Origin of the sequence: Rhodovibrio sodomensis (genome assembly GCF_016583645.1) — a bacterium.
GTDB lineage: Bacteria > Pseudomonadota > Alphaproteobacteria > Kiloniellales > Rhodovibrionaceae > Rhodovibrio > Rhodovibrio sodomensis.
Genome location: NZ_NRRL01000004.1, coordinates 109,919 through 127,602, shown reverse-complemented (window position 1 = coordinate 127,602; position 17,684 = coordinate 109,919). Strand labels below are relative to the sequence as shown.

Annotated in this window: 16 protein-coding genes and 1 riboswitch; of the genes, 4 read left to right on the top strand and 12 right to left on the bottom strand. The window is 71.4% G+C overall.

Annotated features, from left to right (window positions below; genetic code table 11):
• Positions 1–314: 314 nt before the first annotated feature.
• Complete coding sequence (locus CKO28_RS29070; protein ID WP_200339240.1) at positions 315–2,396, top strand: transglycosylase SLT domain-containing protein; 2,082 nt, start codon at positions 315–317, stop codon at positions 2,394–2,396.
• 174 nt (positions 2,397–2,570) lie between these two features.
• Positions 2,571–3,257: a haloacid dehalogenase type II gene (locus tag CKO28_RS03970; protein WP_200339239.1), complete on the top strand. Its 687-nt coding sequence runs from the start codon at positions 2,571–2,573 to the stop codon at positions 3,255–3,257.
• A 123-nt stretch (positions 3,258–3,380) separates the two neighbouring features.
• Here the strand turns inward: CKO28_RS03970 and CKO28_RS03965 are convergent, their stop codons facing one another.
• The gene (locus CKO28_RS03965) at positions 3,381–3,884 is read right to left on the bottom strand and encodes an RT0821/Lpp0805 family surface protein (RefSeq protein WP_200339238.1); all 504 of its coding nucleotides are present in this window, start codon (positions 3,882–3,884) and stop codon (positions 3,381–3,383) included.
• 137 nt (positions 3,885–4,021) lie between these two features.
• Here CKO28_RS03965 and CKO28_RS03960 point away from each other — a divergent pair, with 137 nt between their 5' ends.
• Entirely contained in the window at positions 4,022–5,020 is a 999-nt protein-coding gene (locus CKO28_RS03960) for a threonine ammonia-lyase (protein WP_200339237.1), read from the top strand.
• Positions 5,021–5,298: 278 nt separating this feature from the next.
• Here the strand turns inward: CKO28_RS03960 and CKO28_RS03955 are convergent, their stop codons facing one another.
• The 6 genes from CKO28_RS03955 to thiO form a co-directional block, all read right to left on the bottom strand.
• Positions 5,299–5,904, bottom strand: a complete 606-nt coding sequence (locus CKO28_RS03955; protein ID WP_200339236.1) for a bactofilin family protein — start codon at positions 5,902–5,904, stop codon at positions 5,299–5,301.
• Positions 5,888–7,690, bottom strand: coding sequence for a peptidoglycan DD-metalloendopeptidase family protein (locus CKO28_RS28235; RefSeq protein WP_242480319.1), 1,803 nt, complete (start codon positions 7,688–7,690; stop codon positions 5,888–5,890). The genes CKO28_RS03955 and CKO28_RS28235 overlap by 17 nt, the downstream gene beginning before the upstream one ends.
• A 518-nt stretch (positions 7,691–8,208) precedes the next feature.
• The gene (locus CKO28_RS03945; RefSeq protein WP_200339235.1) at positions 8,209–8,832 is read right to left on the bottom strand and encodes a thiamine phosphate synthase; all 624 of its coding nucleotides are present in this window, start codon (positions 8,830–8,832) and stop codon (positions 8,209–8,211) included.
• Positions 8,829–9,644, bottom strand: a complete 816-nt coding sequence (locus CKO28_RS03940) for a thiazole synthase (RefSeq protein ID WP_200339234.1) — start codon at positions 9,642–9,644, stop codon at positions 8,829–8,831. The genes CKO28_RS03945 and CKO28_RS03940 overlap by 4 nt, the downstream gene beginning before the upstream one ends.
• Before the next feature lie 29 nt (positions 9,645–9,673).
• A complete protein-coding gene (gene thiS / locus CKO28_RS03935) occupies positions 9,674–9,880 on the bottom strand; it encodes a sulfur carrier protein ThiS (RefSeq protein ID WP_200339233.1) in 207 nt (68 codons plus the stop codon).
• Complete coding sequence (thiO, locus tag CKO28_RS03930) at positions 9,877–11,082, bottom strand: glycine oxidase ThiO (protein WP_200339232.1); 1,206 nt, start codon at positions 11,080–11,082, stop codon at positions 9,877–9,879. The genes thiS and thiO overlap by 4 nt, the downstream gene beginning before the upstream one ends.
• Positions 11,078–11,196, bottom strand: a riboswitch (TPP riboswitch). (Overlaps the previous gene by 5 nt.)
• 171 nt (positions 11,197–11,367) lie before the next feature.
• Between thiO and CKO28_RS03925 the strand changes: the two genes are divergently transcribed.
• Positions 11,368–11,676 (top strand): HNH endonuclease, encoded by a 309-nt coding sequence (locus CKO28_RS03925; RefSeq protein ID WP_200339231.1) that lies wholly within the window; start codon positions 11,368–11,370, stop codon positions 11,674–11,676.
• Positions 11,677–11,735: 59 nt separating this feature from the next.
• On the opposite strand, the gene CKO28_RS03920 is transcribed toward CKO28_RS03925, so the two are convergent.
• The 5 genes from CKO28_RS03920 to urtB all read right to left on the bottom strand — a co-directional run bounded on the left by CKO28_RS03920 (position 11,736) and on the right by urtB (position 17,642).
• On the bottom strand, positions 11,736–13,082 hold the full coding sequence (locus CKO28_RS03920) for a hypothetical protein (protein WP_200339230.1): 1,347 nt from the start codon (positions 13,080–13,082) through the stop codon (positions 11,736–11,738).
• Between the two features lie 215 nt (positions 13,083–13,297).
• On the bottom strand, positions 13,298–13,996 hold the full coding sequence (urtE, locus tag CKO28_RS03915) for an urea ABC transporter ATP-binding subunit UrtE (protein ID WP_200339229.1): 699 nt from the start codon (positions 13,994–13,996) through the stop codon (positions 13,298–13,300).
• A gap of 5 nt (positions 13,997–14,001) precedes the next feature.
• Positions 14,002–14,844, bottom strand: a complete 843-nt coding sequence (gene urtD / locus CKO28_RS03910) for an urea ABC transporter ATP-binding protein UrtD (RefSeq protein ID WP_200339228.1) — start codon at positions 14,842–14,844, stop codon at positions 14,002–14,004.
• On the bottom strand, positions 14,837–15,970 hold the full coding sequence (gene urtC / locus CKO28_RS03905) for an urea ABC transporter permease subunit UrtC (RefSeq protein ID WP_200339227.1): 1,134 nt from the start codon (positions 15,968–15,970) through the stop codon (positions 14,837–14,839). The genes urtD and urtC overlap by 8 nt, the downstream gene beginning before the upstream one ends.
• A gap of 10 nt (positions 15,971–15,980) precedes the next feature.
• Positions 15,981–17,642: an urea ABC transporter permease subunit UrtB gene (urtB, locus tag CKO28_RS03900; protein ID WP_200339226.1), complete on the bottom strand. Its 1,662-nt coding sequence runs from the start codon at positions 17,640–17,642 to the stop codon at positions 15,981–15,983.
• Positions 17,643–17,684 lie beyond the last annotated feature (42 nt).

The following is a 17,684-nucleotide window of genomic DNA, read 5'->3' as shown; positions in this document are numbered from 1 at the left end:
CCGTCTCGCTGGTCGTTGTCGAACCGGCCGGTTCGTCGTCCACGAACGGGCCCGGCTGCTCAGGTGGTCGGGCGCGGCCGGGGTCGCAACGGCGACGCGCCGCGGTTCCGGCCGATCGAGTGGCGCGGACCATAGACCTTCGCCGAAACGGCGGCAAGGCGTCGCCATGCCCGGCCGGCGCGCCCCATCGCAGCCGCAACAGGTCTTACGCCCAGACCGGGAAGCCGTTATCTTCAAGGCTTCTTAATCCGTGCAGCCTAGGCTGCCGCCGGTCGTCGCGCGTCCGGGGCGCGACCCTCGAGGAGAGCAAGCGCGTGTTCGGTATCGGCACCGACGTCAGCTGGCGGGACGCGACCGCGGCGCTTTGGCGCCGGCGGACCCGGCGTTTCCGCGCGGCGCCTGCGGCCGTGGTCGCGGCGCTGCTGACCGCGGCCGGCCCCGGTGCAGCCGGGGAGCCGCCGCGGCCGGCCGAGCCACCGGTGCGCGCGCTGTTGGCCCAGACCTTCGGCGCGATCGACGCGGGCGATTACGGCGCCGCCCGCGTCCTGACCGCCCGTCTGGACGATCCGCTGCTGGCCAAGACCCTGACCTGGTTCCGCCTGACCGGCCGGCGCACCGGCGGCCACTACGCGGACTACACCGCGTTTCTGCGCGACAATCCCAATTGGCCGCGCCAGGACACGCTGCGCCACCGCGCGGAAGGGCTGATGCCGGCCGGCCTGTCGGACGCCGCCGTACGGCTTTATTTCGCCGAGCAGCCGCCGGTCAGCGCCTATGGCGCGGAACGCCACGCCGACGCGCTGCTCGCCGCCGGCGCGGACGCGCGCGCCTATGCGGTGCTGCGGGAGACCTGGCTGACCCGGCATCTCACGGCCGCCGACGAACGGCGCTTCGCCGACCGCTACGCCAACCTGTTCTCGGCCGAACTGCAGCGTGCGCGCCTGGACCGGCTGCTGTGGGCCGGCCGCCATGCGGCCGCCGCGCGGCAGGCCCAGCGCGTCGATCCCGCGCACCGGGCGCTGGCCCAAGCGCGCCTGCGCCTTGCCCGGATGGAGAGCGGCGTCGACGCCGCGATCGCGGCCGTGCCGGAGGAGCTGCGCGACCACCCCGGCCTGATCTTCGAACGGGCCCGCTGGCGCCAGCGCAAGGACCGGCACGCGGATGTGGTGGCGCTGCTTGACCCCCCGATCGCCGATGTGCCGAACGCGGCGCGGTGGTGGCACATGCGCCACTGGGCCGCGCGCCGGGCGCTCGACCAGGGCGACATTTCGGTCGCCTATCGGATCGCCGCGCACCACGGCCTGGACCGGGGGCTCGGCTTCGCGGAAGGCGAATGGCTGGCCGGCTGGATCGCCCTGCGCTGGCTGCGCGAGCCCGAGACCGCCCTACCCCACTTCACCCGCCTCCACGCGGGCGTGACCACACCGGTCAGCCGGGCGCGCGCGGCCTACTGGTCCGGGCGCGCGGCGGAAGCCGCCGGCGCGCGCGACGACGCCCGCCTGTGGTACGAGACGGCCGCACGCAACCTGACCACCTACTACGGCCAGCTGGCGGCCGAGCGGCTGTCGGCCGATTTCTTCCTCGCCCTGCCGCGGGCGCCGCAGCCATCCAATCTGGCCGCCCGCGCGTTCGCCGCCGACGAGTTGGTGCGCGCCGTCAGGCGCCTGGCACGCCACGGCCACGCCGGGCGGATCGACCCATTGTTCGCCGCCCTGATCGACCGGGCGACCACGCGCGGGCGCGCCCGGCTGACGGCCGACCTGGCGGCCCATGTCGGCCGGGCCGATCTGGCCGTGCGCACCGCTCGACAGGTCCGGCGCGACGGCATCATCCTGCCCGACCACCTCTATCCGGTGATCCAGCTGCCCGCGCGGGCCCGCCTGGACGCCGAGACGCGGGCGCTGGTGCTCGCGATCGTGCGGCAGGAAAGCGGGTTCGACCCCGCCGCCGTGTCGCGGGCCGGGGCGCGCGGCATGATGCAGCTGATGCCGGCGACCGCGCGGCACACGGCGCGCAGCCTGGGGCTCGATCCCGACCGCCATTCGCTCGACGATCCGGCGTTCAACCTGCTGCTCGGCAGCGCCTACATGGACCGGCTGATGCGCCGCTACGACGGCTCGCTGCTGCTGGCTGTGACGGCCTACAACGCCGGGCCCGGGCGGGTCGGCGACTGGCTGAAGCGCTACGGCGATCCGCGGTCTCCGCAGATCGATCCGGTCGACTGGGTCGAAACGCTGCCGTTTGCCGAGACCCGGAACTACATTCAACGGGTGTTCGAGGGGCTGACCGTCTATCGCCACCGGCTGGCGCCGACCCGGGTGGCGATCGCGCTGGACGCCCGCCTGCGGATTGCCGCCGGCGAGCCGGACCCGGCCCTGGACGTCACCGAATTCTGACAGCCGATCTGGCGCGAAGCCGCGATCGGGGCTTGTCATCCGCCGATCGAACGCGCTTCGTTGGGGCGCTACTGTCCTGGATGGACCGGGCCGGGGCGCGATCGCACCCGCCGGCCGCCTGCCAGTGCCGCGTTCATCTTTCCCACGCCCGGTTGCGAAGGGTCGCCTCTCAAAATGACGTCCTCCGACTTCCCCGACATCGCCGCCGTCCTGTTCGACGCCTACGGCACGCTGTTCGACGTCCACTCCGCGGTCGCGCACGAAGCCGGCGCCCTGGGCGACCAGGCCGACCCGGTATCGCAGTTGTGGCGGCGCAAACAGCTGGAATACACTTGGCTGCGCAGCCTGATGCGCGCGCACGCCGACTTCCACCAGGTGACCGCCGACGCGCTGGACCACGCGCTCGCCGCCCACGGCATCGACGACCGGGAACTGCGCGAGCGGCTCCTGGAACTTTACCTGACCCTGAACGCCTATCCCGAGGTGCCGGACACGCTCGACCGTATCCGCGCCAAGGGGATCGGCACGGCGATCCTGTCGAACGGCGAGCCGCGCATGCTGACCGCCGCCACCGACAGCGCCAACCTGCGCGCGCGCCTGGACGACGTGATCTCGGTCGAGCCGGTGGGCATCTACAAGCCGGATCCGCGGGTCTACGAGCTGGGCGCCGAGCGCATGGGCGTCTCGGCCGGGCGGATCGCCTTCGTCTCCGCCAACGCCTGGGACGCCTGCGGGGCCGCTCATTTCGGCTTCCAGGTGATCTGGCTGAACCGCTTCGGCGCGACCCCCGAACAGCTCCCGGGCACGCCCAAGGCGACTGCGACCACCCTCGACGACGTCGCCGACTTGCTCGGCTGCTAGAGCAGGATGCTGAAAGGTGAAGCCACCTTTCGGCTGAACTTGCAGGCTTATTAAGAAGTCAGAGCAAGACCGCGGCCGCTTCGTGCATCTTGGGCGCTGGGGCCCCGCGCACCCTAAGCGATGTCAGATCCCGCCGGACACCCCGAAGCCGAGCGACAGGCCGCCGCCATGCGGGTGGCGGTAAGGATAGCCGAACGGGTGGTAATGCGGGTGGTGCCAATAGGGCAGCGCCCGGCGCTGGTCGCGGATCCGCTGGTCCCGGGTGAGCAGGCGCTGCTCCCGCTCGATCGTCCAGTCGCCGCCTTCGGTTCGGCAGGCGTAGGCCGTGCCGCTGCGCGTGGTTTCGCCCGCCGAGAAGACCCGCTGGATGCGCCGGCAGGGCTGGCCGGTACCGGTCTCCGCTGCACTGTCGGTTTCCAGAACGGTGACGCTGCCGCTATGGCCGGTCTTGGGATTGTGCCAGTTGACCGACTGGCCGGTGCGCGCGTCCTCAAGCGCCTCCTGCTCGGCCGCGCGCAAACGCTCCAGGTCGCCAGCCGTGGGCTTCACCGGGGCGGGCCCGCTGGCGCAGCCGGCGAGCAGCAGGGCTATCGCCGCGACACCGGCACTCCGGAACCGTGGTTTCATCGCAGTCGTCTCCGTAAGGTCTCTCCCTGTAAGATCTAGGTTACCTGGGGCCGTCCGAGAAGCCTTGCCCACCGATGGACACGGGGGGTTGGGCCGCTACCCTGCACATTCCCCCTCCCCCGCTTCGAGGAGCGATCATGCCCGCGCCGTGCGACCCCCCGACCTTCGCCGACGTCGAAGCCGCCGCCCGGCGGCTGGACGGTGTCGCGGTCAAGACGCCGCTGCTCGGGTTTCCGGAACTGGACCGGCGGACCGGCGCCCGGGTCCTGGTCAAGCCGGAGACGCTGCAGCGCACCGGTTCGTTCAAGTTCCGCGGCGCCTACGCCAAGCTGAGCGCCCTCGACCCCGCGCAGCGTCAGCGCGGCGTGGTCGCTTTCTCCAGCGGCAACCATGCCCAGGGGGTAGCCGCGGCGGCGCAACTCCTGGGCGTGCCGGCGACGATCGTGATGCCGCACGACGCCCCGGAGATGAAACGCGCCAACACGCGCGGCTACGGCGCCGAGGTGCGCCTCTACGACCGGCACACCGAGGACCGGACCGCGCTCGCCGACGCGATCGTGGCGGAAACCGGCGCCACGCTGGTCCACCCCTACGACGACCGCGAGGTCACGTCCGGCCAGGGCACCTGCGGGCTGGAGATCGCGCAGCAGGCCGCCGGGGCCGGCGCACGGCTGGACGCCGCGCTGTTCTGCTGCGGCGGCGGGGGCCTGAGCGCGGGCGCGGCGATCGCGTTCGCGCAGCTGTCGCCGGCCACGCAGATCTACACGGTCGAGCCCGAGGGCTTCGACGACACTGCCCGCTCGCTCGCCGCCGGCACGCGCGTCGGCAATGCGGCGGGCGCGCGCTCGATCTGCGACGCGCTGCTGTCGCCGAGGCCGGGCGAGCTGACCTTCCCGATCCTGCGGCGCCACGGCGTGCAAGGACTTGCGGTCAGCGACGACGAAGTGCGCACGGCGATGGCGTTCGCCTACACCTGGCTCAAGCTGGTGGTGGAGCCCGGCGGGGCGGTCACGCTGGCCGCGCTGCTGTCCGGCAAGCTCGACCTGCGCGGCCGCACGGTCGCCCTGGTGCTGTCCGGCGGCAACGTCGACGCCGAGCGGTTCCATGGGTACGTCGCGGCGGCCGCGCACGGGTGAGGTGGCCCATGCGCGCCGGCGACCGACGTGTCGGCGGCCTATCGATAGCGCCGACGGGGCGCAACGGGTCGCGAACGCCCACGGCGGTGCAAGCGGGGCCTTGCCCTGGAGCGCAATGCCGGAAGGCCGAATCGACCTTCCGGCATTGCGCTCTCACTTCCCGAAGAAGGGGCAAGATTCAGCTGACAGGTGATTGCACCTTTCAGAATCTTGCTCTAACTGCTTGAAGAGAGAGCAAGATTCAGCTGAAAGATGGCTTCACCTTTCAGCATCTTGCTCTAGCTGCTGGCGCTGGCTGCGCTGCCGTTGCTGAGCTGAGCGGTCTTCGGCTCGGGGCCGTTCTGGGCATTGCCGCCGGCCGGCTGGTCGGCCGAGCCCTTCGACGCCTGCGCGCCCTTGCCGGGCTTGCTGTCGCCGGTCTCGCGGGGGCTGCTCTGGTCTCCCGCCGACGCGCCGCGGCGCCGGCAGTGGCCTTCTAGGTGGGCGCCCGGCTCGATCGCCAGGCTGTCGTGGACGATGTCGCCCAGCATCCGCGCGCTCGCGGCCAGGGTGACCGTGCCGCCCTCGATCTCGCCCTCGACCGTGCCGCAGACGCGCACGCGCTCGCCGCGGATCTTGCCCTTGATCTGGCCGTGCTCGCCGATCGTCAGGGTGTCGGCCGTGACGTCGCCCTTGACGGTGCCGTCGACCTGGATATCGCCGCTCGAATTCAGGTCGCCGGTGATCGTCAGATCCGGGCTGATGATCGACGGCACGCCGCCGCCGCTGGCGTTGGTCTGGCGCGGCGATGCCGGCGCCTGGGCCGGAACGGCCTGGGCCAGCTGGGACGCGGCCGTGTGGGCATGGGCGCTCTGCGGGGACGGGCTCTTACTCTTTGAAAACATGCTTGCCTGCCTTCAGGAAGTTTTCGGGATCCAGGGGGCTGCCGTCGACGCGCACTTCGTAGTGCACGTGCGGGCCGGTGCTGCGCCCTGAGCTGCCCAGGGCGCCGATCGTTTCGCGGTTTGCCACGCGCGCGCCCTTGTCGACCGAGATCGAGCGCAGGTGCGCGTAATAGGTGGTCATGCCGAAGCCGTGGTCGACGATCACGATCCGGCCGTAGCCGGACTTGTGGCCGGCGAATTTCACCAGCCCGGGGGCTGTCGCCAGAACCGGCGAGCCGGCGGTGGCGGCCAGGTCGATGCCTTCGTGCATCGCCCACCGGCCGTTGTAGGGGTCCTTGCGCTTGCCGAACTGACTGGAGATCCAGAAGCTGTCGACCGGCGCGCTCAGCGGCATCGCGCCCATCGCGGTCTGCAACGCCGCCAACCGCCGGGTTTGCCGGTCCAGGCGGGCCAGCTGGTCGGCCGCCACGCTGGGGCCCGGCAGCTCGAACGACACCGGCACGAACGGTCCGCCCCGGGCGTTGCGGCTTTCCTGCACCCGCTGGACCAGCGCGTCGAGGTCCATGCCGGTCATCGCAATCGTCTTCTCGATCGCCGCGAGGCCCGGGCGCGTGCGTTCGGTCAGCTGCGCGACCAAGCCGCTCTGGCGGGCGCTCAGCTGGTCGACCCGGGCGTGCAGCTCCTCGATCTCCGCGAGCAGCGCCTCGCGCACCTCGGCCAGGTCGTCGCCGCGCCGCTCGGCGGCCATCAGCGCCTTCTCCAGCCCGGCGATCCGCTCGCTCAGGGTGCCGCCCGCGCCGGAGCCGGCGCCCAGCGCATCCTCCAGCCGGCCGACCTTGGCGGACAGCTGGGCGCGCTCGTCCAGCAGCGCGGCCCGCTTTTCGCGCGTTGCCTGCAGTTCCGTCTCCAGCGTCTGCGCCCGGGCGGTCGACGCGGCGAGCTCCTCGCGCGCGATCTCCAGGCGTTCGCGGACCTCCGCCACGCGACTCTGGGCGTTCAGCTTGCCCTGCTGGCTGGCCTGCCGGCGCGCCTGGGCGGCGCGCAGCTGCTCGCGCAGCTCGCTGACCCGGGTGTGCAGATCGCCGCGGTTCAGCCGGGCGTCGGAGAGCGCCTGCTCGGTCTCCGACAGCGTTTCTTCGACCCGGACCCGCTCGGCGCGCAGCTCGGCATTCTGCTTCTTGAGCGCGCTCAGCCGCTGCTCCTGGTCGGCCAACCGGTCGTTCAGCCGGCCGTTGCGCTCGGCCAGCGCGTCCAGCGCCGCGCTTAACCGCCCGATCTCGTGCGGCAGCGGCTTTTCGTCCGACTGCGCCGCGGTCTGCAGCGGGTCGACCACGGAAACCGGCGCGGCGCCGTCGATCTGACCCGCCAACTGGACCATCTTCTCCCGGGCGCGCGCGACTTCCGACATCAGGTCGGCGTACGACCGCTCGGCCTGGGCCAGCTGCCGGGTGGTGCCGTCGATCCGCGCGCTCTGCCAGTACAGCGCAACCCCGGCCCCGGCGGTCCACAGCACGGCCGCCACCACGCCGCCGGCCGCGACCTGCTGCAGGCGGCTGCCCAGGGTGATCGCGTGGACGCCCGCCTCGCTGCGCAGGATCAGCTGGCGCGGCGGAAAGGTGCGTTGCCGCCAGTCCTGTAGCCGGTCGCGCCAGGTCCGTTCCGGGCGTTCGTGCGGATGCGCGTAGCGATGGCCATGCGCCCGGGTCCGGCCGCCCGGGCCGGCCGCACGCCTCTCCGCGTCGCTGGCCGGCGCTTGGGACGCGCGCTCGCTGGATCGTTTCGGCATCTGTCGGTTTCATCCCTCGACGTCGTTGGAGCGCGGCCGCTGAAGATGGCCTCACCTTCAGCGTGCCGTGCGCTCTCCCGTGTTGACACGAGAGCAAGCTTGACGGGCGAGGCGCTTCCACCCAGCCGGATCTGGCTCTCGCAGCACGCGTTCGGACACTGACGCCGACCCGATTGGCCGGCGCCCGCGGCGCACCACCCTGTTCTCCCCGTTTGACCAGCCCCAACCGGACCCTGGCCGCCGGCCACCCGCCACCGGCGACGATCGGTATCCTAGCGGGAAAACCTTCACAGGCCCTAAACCGCGCCCGGCAGCGTGATGGCCAAGCAGCATTCACGCCGCCCGTCGGACGCACCCCCTCACAGGCCCGATCAGGCTAGCCCGCCGCCGCGCGAGCGGCAAGACAAATCTCGACCAACGCCCGTCTATAGCGGTTTACATTAGATCAATATTTGGAACGAAGTCGGTTTTATTACGCCATGGCCAGTAGCGCGTGCCGACGGGGGAGCCGCGCCCGGTCACAAGTCGGGATCGAGCGCGCGCAAATACTGACCGACAACGGCACCGGTGTCCTGGGCGCGCATGATCTCGCCCATCACCGCGACCGCCGTGGCGCCGGCGTTCAGGCAGTGCGCCGCGTTGGCCGGAACGATCCCGCCCAGGGCGACCACCGGAATGCGCAGCGCCGAACAGAAGTCGCCCAGGATGTCGAGCCCGATCGGCGGACCGTAGCCAGGCTTGCTGGGGGTCTCGTAGATCGGCGAAATGGTGACGTAGTCCGCGCCGTCGTCCTGCGCGCGCTCGGCCTCGTCCCAGGAATGCACCGAGGCGCCTATCAGCACCTCGCCCAGGATCTGCCGGACCGCGCCCGGCGACGTACCGGGCTCGACATGGACGCCGTCGGCGCGCGCGGCCTCCGCGGTGGCGAGGTCGCCGTGCAGCGTGACGGTCGCGTTGTGTGCGTGCCCCGCCTTGACCACCTGCCGGGCTATCGTCCGGCGCTCGCCGGACGGCAGATCCTTGTCGCGGAACGACACCCAGCGCACCCCGACCGCGCAGGCGGCGTCCACCACCTCGGGCAGCGGCCGCCCGCTCTGGTGGCGGTCGGTGATCAGCAGCAGACGCGGCTTGGGCAGTATCATGATCCGATCAGACCCATCTGCGGGGACGACGGTTCGGCGTGCGCGCGCCGCGGAATCCGTCCGGCCAGCCGCGCGTCGCGGCCGGCGTCGACCGCCGCGCGCATCGCCCGGGCCATGCGCACCGGGTCGTGCGCCTTGGAGACGGCGGTGTTGAGTAGCACGGCATCGCAACCGAGTTCCATGGCCTGTGCGGCGTCGGACGCGGTCCCGAGACCGGCGTCGACGATCACCGGCACGTTGGCGCGGTTCAGGATCAACTCGATCGCCGTCGGGTTGGCGATCCCCTGGCCCGAGCCGATCGGCGAGCCCATCGGCATCACCGCCGAGCAGCCGACATCGATTAGCTTCTGCGCCGTGATCGGATCCTCGTTGCTGTAGGGCAGGACGACGAACCCGTCGCGGACCAGTTCGTCGGCCGCCTGGACCAGCTGCTCGACATCCGGATACAGCGTTTCGCGGTCGCCGATCACCTCCAGCTTGACCCAGCTGGTGCCCAGCGCCTCGCGCGCCAGCCGGGCGGTCAGCACGGCATCGCGCGCGGTTTCGCAACCGGCTGTGTTGGGCAGCACGAACTTGTCGGACAGCACGTCGACCATGCTCTCGGCATAGCCTTCCAGCGAGATCCGGCGGACCGACACGGTGACGATCTCCGCGCCGCTGGCGGCGAGCGAGTCCAGCATCACCTGCTGGTTGGGATAGCCGGCGGAGCCGAGCAGCAGGCGGGACGTAAACGCGCGCCCGGCGATGGTCAGGCGGTCGGCCTCGGAACCGGTGGCCGCCCGGGACCGCCGCACGCCTTCAAGTTGGGTCATCTGGTTCGTCGCTCCTTCAAGGATCGGACTCAGCCGCCGGCGAACGGCTTGACGATCTCGATCGCGTCGCCGGCCTCGAGCTCGGTTCTCTCCCACTGCTGGCGCGGCACCACGCGACCGTTGCGCGCGACCGCCAGACCGCGGCGGTCCGGGTCCAGGCCCTCGGCCTCGACCAACTGGCGCAGCGTGTCGGGCGCCGCCTCGCGCGGTTCGCCGTTGACGGTGATCGTGTTCATGCCGCCCCCCGTGCAGCTAACCCCCGTGCAGCCTGCCCCCGTGCATGCGCCGGATCGTGGAACCGCTCGACCCGGAAGGGCGCCAGGCTGTCGTGCCGCCGGCCGGTCAGGATCTCCGCGGCGACCGCCTGGCCGGTCAAGGGGGTCATCAGGATGCCGTTGCGGTGATGGCCGTTGGCGAGGTACAGCCCGTCGACCGGTGTCGCCCCCAGGACCGGCGCATCGTCGCGCGAGCCCGGGCGGTGACCGGCCCACATCTCCGCGATCGGCAGCTCCTCGATCGCCGGGATCGCCCGCCAGGCCGCTTCCAGCAGGGCGAACACCCCGCCCGCGGTCATGCTGTCGTCGAAGCCCTGCTCCTCGACCGTCGCGCCGATCAGCAGCTGTCCGTCACGCCGTGGCACCAGGTAGACCTTGGGCGCCCACAGCACGCGGCGCAGCAGCGGCTGGCCGGGGTCCATCCGCAGCGCCAGCATCTGCCCTTTGATCGGCCGGATCGGCGCCTGCGCGGCCGTCGGCACGCCGTCGATCTCCCGGCCCCAGGCGCCGGCGCACAGCACGACCGCGTCGGCCGCGACGCGCGCGCCCTCGACGACCAGCCCGGTCGCCCGGCCCTGCGCGGTGTCCAGGGCGTCGACCCGGGTGTCCTCGTGGATGCGCACCCCCGCCGCGCGCGCGGCGGCGGCCAGGCCCTGGACCAGCTGGCGGTTGTTCGCCTGCCCGTCGTTCGGACTGAACAGCGCGCCCGGCAGGCCGGCACGCAGGTAGGGTTCGCGCTCGCGCGCCTGAGCCCCCGAAAGCCATTCGGCCGGCACGCCCTGCTGCTGCAGGAAACTGTGGTCGTGGCGCAGCTGCTCGGCCTCGTCGCGGTTGGTGGCCGCGATCATCAAGCCGTCGGTGCGCAGCTCGGGATCGATGCCGCTCGCCTGCTGCAGGTCGCGGGCGAACGCGGGCCACAACGCAAGCGCCTGCTGCCCCGCGGCGGTGACGGCGTGCTCGCCCGGCTCGGCCTCGGCACCCGGGGCCAGCATGCCGGCGGCCGCCCAGCTGGCGCCCCGGCCGATCCGGCCGCGCTCGTAGACGTCGACCGCGCAGCCGTGCCGGGCGAGCTGCCAGGCGATGCACAGGCCGTTGACGCCCGCCCCGACGATCGCGGTGCGCGGACGCTGGTGAATCGAAATGTCGTCGAGCAGGCTGGTCATATCCTCCACGGCTCCCTTCGCGGGCGTGATCCCGATCAGGTTCAGCGGGTGTGCTCTCAGCCGGCCCAACCGTGCGCCGAACGCACAGACAGACAGGCACCCCGGCCGTTATGTCGGCTCCCTCAGGATGTAACCCGCGGCACGGCGAACGCAAGCCAACGTCCGCGCCGGTAACGCCATGTGTTATGGCGCGGTCGCGGGCGTGGCGGCGCCGGTGCGCGGTCTTGCCCTGGCGCCGCGCGCCGTTGGATCGTACGGCTGGAAGACCCGAAGTGACCGGATCGCATGGATCAACAGCGCCCAGACCTTGGCCCCTGCCCGTTGTGCGGACGGCCGCTCGTGGCCGGGCCGTCGGTCGACGCGCATCACTTGGTGCCGCGCTCGCAGGGCGGGCGGGAGACGGTGACGATGCACCGGGTCTGCCATTCCAAGATCCACTCGCTGTTCACCGAACAGGAGCTGCGCGACGGCTACGACACGATGGACAAGCTGCGCGCGCATCCCGAGATCGCCAAGTTCATCCGCTTCGTGCGCAAAAAGGACCCGGAATACCGCGGCCGCAACGCCACCAGCCGACGCAAGCGCCGACGCTGAGCGGCCGACCTGCGAACGCGCAGAGGCAGGGTTCGCATGCGCCCGTCCGCCGGGCCGGCCTACACCAGTTCGTGCGCCTTGCGCGCGCGCAAGCCGGGGACCGCGCCGCCGAACACGGTCCTGGTCAGGTGTTCGACATCCCCGGCGGCGCTTTCCAGGGAGGCGGTCTCGCCGATCGCGCTGTAGTCGTAGCCGCCGGCTGCGCCGCGCGCTTTGTCGGCAACCTCGCCGGCCCGCGTGCGCAGGTTGGTGATCGCCTTGTTGAGTTCGACCGTCTCCGGCCTGGAGACGACCTTACCGCCGAGGTAGACCACCTGGCTCAGCCCTAGGAGACCGAGCAGCGCCGGCGGCAGCTCGAAGTTGGCGAGCCCGAACAGCCCCGTGAACAACAGCGCGCCGCCGACGATCAGGCTGAAAATCAGGATCTGGAAGCGATAGACGTCGAACTCCGTGCCCTCCATCACCAGGTCGCCCCAACTCGCCTGGACCGGCGGAGCGGCCCAGCCCTGGCGCTTCAGCCACGACCAGTTCTCCGCCGAGACCCGCCGGCGCAGCACGCTTGCCTGCTTGACCGCCGCGCCGCCGACCCCGCTGATGCCGAGCAGCAGCAGCACGTCCGCCGACAGATCGCCCAGACGCCCGACACGCAGCAGCACGTAGATCAGCATGCCGGCCACGATCAGGGTGAAGAACAGGATCTGCAGCTTGGAGATGCTGCCCCGGCCATCGACGCCCGCGGTGATCTGCACCGGGTCCAGGCTGATCTTGCCGAGCCGACGCGCCGCCGCCGCGTCGGCGGCCAGATAGAGCAGCAGAACCGCCCCGATGGCGGCCCCGGCGGCGGGCCAGAGGGTGCTGACCGCGATCCGCGTGCGCGCGAGGAAAGCGATCTCAGGGCTGCCCGGGGTGCAGCCGAAAACCAGGAGATCGTGGGGCGTCCAAAACCCGCCGCCCAGCGGCTCGCTCAATCGGACCCGCAGATGCAGCGCATTGTCGGGGGCCCGGCTGGCCGCCACCACCGTGAGCCCGCGCGCCTTGTCGCCGGCCGCGTCCTTCGGGATCGCGACCGCGACCGCGGGATCTTCGGTCTGCCAGCCGGTGTCCGCCGCCGGCAGGACCAGGCGGACATCCGTGTTCGCGGGCAAGATGTTCAGCTGCCCCAGCGTTGGCGCGCCGGAGCCTTCGACCGGCAGCACCGACAACGCCCCGGCGGCGGCGGCGCGCAGCCGTGCGAGCGCCGCATCCGCCGGTTCCGCCATGTCCGGGCACCGGATCGCCGGCCCGCCCGTCCGCGCCTCCGCCGGGCGCCCGGGCAACAGCGCCGCCAGCAGCACCAGGACGACCACGGCCGCCGCACGTAACCGCCGCCTCAAACCGCGCACCGGTGCCGCGCCGCTGATGCCCATGACAACGCCCCTGCCCGCCCCCGAGAGCGAACTGCCGCCCCGCGAGCCATCGGTTCATCCCAGCGATGGCGTTCCGGCCGGCCGTCGAATGCGTCCGGCGGCAGATCTCGGCCACCCCACGGTGTGTCACGCCTTACAGGTATAAGTATCGGGCCAAATCGCCGTCCACGCACGCTCTTTTCGTCGGCGGCGCCGATATCGGTTCCATCGGACGGCTACACCGTCAGGTGCCGGCGGACATCGGCCTCGTCGAGGGCGTCCTTGGCGCCCGCCAGAACGATCTGGCCGCGGTCCATGACGTAGAACTGGTCGGCCAGTTCGCGGGCGAAGTCGAAATACTGCTCGACCAGCACGATCGCCATCTCGCCGCTTTCGGCAAGCTTGGCGATCACTCCCGCGATGTCCTTGATGATCGAGGGCTGAATGCCCTCGGTCGGCTCGTCCAGCAGCAGGCAGCCGGGGCGCATGGTGAGCGCACGGGCGATCGCGAGTTGCTGCTGCTGCCCGCCCGAAAGGTCGCCGCCGCGGCGCTTCAGCATGTCCTTGAGCACGGGAAACAGCTCGAAGACGCTTTCGTCCAGGCCGGCCCTGCGCTGCCCGTTCGCGGCGGCGAGGCCGGTGCGCAGGTTCTCCTCCACCGTCAGCCTGGGGAAGATCTCCCGGTCTTGCGGGACGTAGCCGATGCCGGCCTGCGCGCGCCGGTGCGGCGGCAGGCGGGTCAGGTCGCTGCCGGCCCAGGAGAGGGAGCCGCCGCTGGTGGGATGCAGGCCGGAAATCGCGCGCAACAGCGAGGTCTTGCCGACGCCGTTGCGCCCCAGCACGCAGGTCACCTTGCCGCGCTCGGCCGTCAGATCGACGTCGCGCAGGATGTGGCTCGCGCCGTAGTGCAGGTTGAGCGCCCGGGTCTCCAGCATGCGGCTCACCTTCCGAGGTACACTTCGATCACCTTGGGGTCGTTCTGCACCGCGTCCACGCTGCCCTCGGTCAGCACGGTGCCCTGGTGCAGCACGGTGGTGCGCGCGCCCAGTTCGCGCACGAAGGCCATGTCGTGCTCGACCACGATCAGGGTGTGGCGGCGCTTGATGTCGTGGATCAGCCGGGCGGTCTTGGCGGTTTCCTCATCCGTCATGCCGGCGACCGGCTCGTCCAGCAGCAGCAGACGGGCGTCCTGGATCAGCAGCATGCCGATCTCCAGCCACTGCTTCTGGCCGTGGCTGAGCTGGCCCGCCGGTGTGGCGCGCAGGTCGCCCAGCCCGCAGACGTCCAGGATCTCGTCGATCCGGGCGCGCCGGCCGGGGTCGAGCCTGAACCGCAGGGTCGCCAAGAGGCCGCGCTCGCTGGCGAGCGCGAGTTCCAGGTTCTGGAACACGCTCAGCGGCTCGAACACCGTCGGCTTCTGGAACTTGCGGCCGACGCCGAGGTTAGCCGTCGCTTCCTCGCGCAATTGCGTCAAGTCGTGGCGGCCGTCGAACAGGGCGGTGCCGACGTCCGGGCGCGTCTTGCCGGTGATCACGTCCATCATCGTGGTCTTGCCCGCGCCGTTCGGGCCAATGATGGTGCGCAGATCGCCCTCCTCGACCACCAGCGACAGGGTGTCGAGCGCCTTGAAGCCGTCGAACGACACCGTGATCCCGTCGAGGTAAAGCAGCGTGCCCTTGGCCGCCTTCACGGGCTCGCCCTTGGCGGCGCCCGGCTTCGCCGCCTTGGCGAACGCGCCCAGCTTGTCGGCGGCGCGTGCGGTGGGCGTCTCGGCTTCAGCCATCGGTGCCTCCCCGGCGCTTGGCGACCGCGGCGCGGACCTGCGGCCACAGCCCGGCCAGGCCCTTGGGCAGGAACAGCGTGACCGCGATGAACAGGCCACCCAGCACGAACAGCCACAGCTCGGGCGCGAAGCCGGTCAGCCAGCTCTTCGCCGCGTTGACGCCGAGCGCGCCCAGGATCGGCCCGAACAGCGTGCCGCGGCCGCCGACCGCGACCCAGGCGGCGACCTCGATCGACTGCGCGGGCTCGAACTCGCTCGGGTTGATGATGCCGGCCTGCGGGACGTAGAGCGCGCCGCCCAGGCCCGCGATCATCGCGGACAGGACGAACACGAACAGCTTCACCCGGTCGGCCGGGTAGCCCAGGAAGCGCACCCGATCCTCCGCCTCCCGGATCGCGACCAGGACCTGACCCAGCTTGGAGCGCACGATCCAGCGGCACAGCAGGTAGCTCCCGGCCAATGCCAGGACGGTGGCGACGTAGACCCCGATCCGCGTGCCCTGGTCGGAGACGGAGAAGCCCAGGATGGTGGAGAAGTTGGTCAGCCCCGTCTTGCCGCCGAAGCCGAGTTCGGAGCGCGAGAACGCGAGCATCAGCGCGAACACCATCGCCTGGCTGATGATCGAGAAGTAGACGCCGGAGATCCGGCTGCGGAAGGTGAAGTAGCCGAACAAAAGGGCGAGCGCCCCCGGCACCGCCACGATCAGCAGCAGGGCAACCGGGGCCAGATGCGTGCCGGTCCACCACCAGGGCAGGCTTTCCCAGTTCAGGAACACCATGAAATCCGGCAGCTCGTTGCCGGCCGAAATCGCCTTCTGCCGGGCGAGGTACATGCCCATGCAGTAGCCGCCCAGGCCGAAGAAGGCGCCGTGGCCCAGGCTGAGCGGCCCGGCATAGCCCCAGACCAGCCCGTGGGCGAGCGCCAGCATGGCGAAACAGAAGAACTTGCCGAGCACGCCGATCATGTAGTCCGGCAGTTTCAGGCCGGAGTCCGGCGGCAGCGCGTTCAGGACCGGCATGCCGACCAGCGCGATCAGCAACAGCGCGATCAGCGCCAGGTCGGCGGCGCCCGGGCGCCAGCCGAGCACGCCGGTCCCGGCGCGTGCGGGTGCGGGTTGGCTTGCCATCAATCGCCCCCTACTGCTCGCCCGCGCGGCCCTTGAGGGCGAACAGCCCCCGGGGCCGCCACTGGATGAACAGGATGATCAGCACCAGCACGATCACCTTGCCCAGCATCGCCCCGGCGTAGGGCTCCAGGAACTTGTTCAGGATCCCCAGCACCATCGAGCCGCCGAGCACGCCCCACAGGCTGCCCACCCCGCCGAAGACGACGACCATGAAGCTGTCGACGATGAACGACTGACCCAGGTTCGGGCTGACGTTGGTGATCTGCGACAGCGCCACGCCGCCGACCCCGGCGATCCCGGAGCCGAGCCCGAAGGTCAGCGCGTCGATCCGGCCGCTCGGGATGCCCATGGCGCGCGCCATGCCCCGGTTCTGCGTCACCGCGCGCATCTGCAGGCCGAACGTCGTGCGCTTGATCACGAGCGCCAGCACCGCCAGCACCGCGAGCGCGAAGACCAGGATGAACAGCCGGTTGTAGGTCAGGACCGCACCGCCGATCAGCTCGATGCTGCCGGACATCCAGAAGGGGTTCGAGACCTCCTTGTTGGGCGCGCCGAAGATCGTGCGCACGCCCTGCTGCAGCAACAGGCTGATCCCGAAGGTCGCCAGCAGCGTCTCCAGCGGCCGGCCGTAGAGATGGCGCACCACTGTCTGTTCCAGCAGCACGCCCATCGCGCCCGCGACCAGGAACGCCGCCGGCAGCGCGAACAGCACCGACAGCTCGCTCAATCCGGGCGCCACCGCCAGGACCACCTGCTGCACCACGAAGGTGGTGTAGGCGCCCAGCATCAGCATCTCGCCGTGGGCGAGGTTGATCACCCCCATCACGCCGAAGGTGATCGCCAGCCCAACCGCCGCCAGCAGCAGGACCGAGCCGAGCGAGATGCCCTGGAACACCCGCTGGCCCCAGTCGATCAGGGTCAGACGCGTCTCGATCGAGGCCGCGGCCTCCCGGGCGGCCGTGCGCACCTCCGCTGGGACGTCGTCGCGGTCCAGCAGCCGCAGCAGCAGGCTGCGCACTTCGGGCGAGGTGCTGCCGGACAGCCGCTCGATCGCGGCCAGCTTGGTCTGGGCGTCGCCCGCCAGCAGCTCGACCTTGGCGAGCGCCAGGCGGATCGCCTGTTCGACCCGCGGTACCTCCTCGCGGTCCAGCGCGCGCCGCAGCAGGTCGGCGGTCGCGTCCGAGGGGGCGCGGACGATGTTCCGGGTCGACGCGAGCCTGGCTTGCGGGTCCTCGGCGAAGATCTGGACCTGGCTGACCGCGGTGCGCAGCTTCCGGCGGACCTGGTTGCTGGCGTAAATCGTCTCGGTCTCCAGCGCCTCCGGATTCTCGACCGGCTCCCCGGTCAGCGCGTCCTCCAGCGGGCCGCCGCCCTCGGGCTCCAGAACCACCCGGTCGGACCCCGCGACGGTGGCGAGCCGGCGGTACATCAGGGCCGACAACACCGCGGCGGCGCGCGGGTGTCCAATCTCGACGATCCGGTCGACCGCCCGCTCGCGGGCCTCCCGGTCGCCGGTGGCGAGCGTCTGCACCGCCTCGGCGAAGGCGGCGGCGTCGGCTTGCTGGGCCGCGGCCGGCGGCGCTTGAAGCGCGGACACGAGCAGGCCCAGCGCCAGCAGGAGCGCGGCCCGGGCCGCGCGGCCCGGCCGCGGCCAGCGGTGCAATCGGGTCATGGGTGATCGATCCCGGTGCGGGAAAAGGCAACAGCGTGAGCC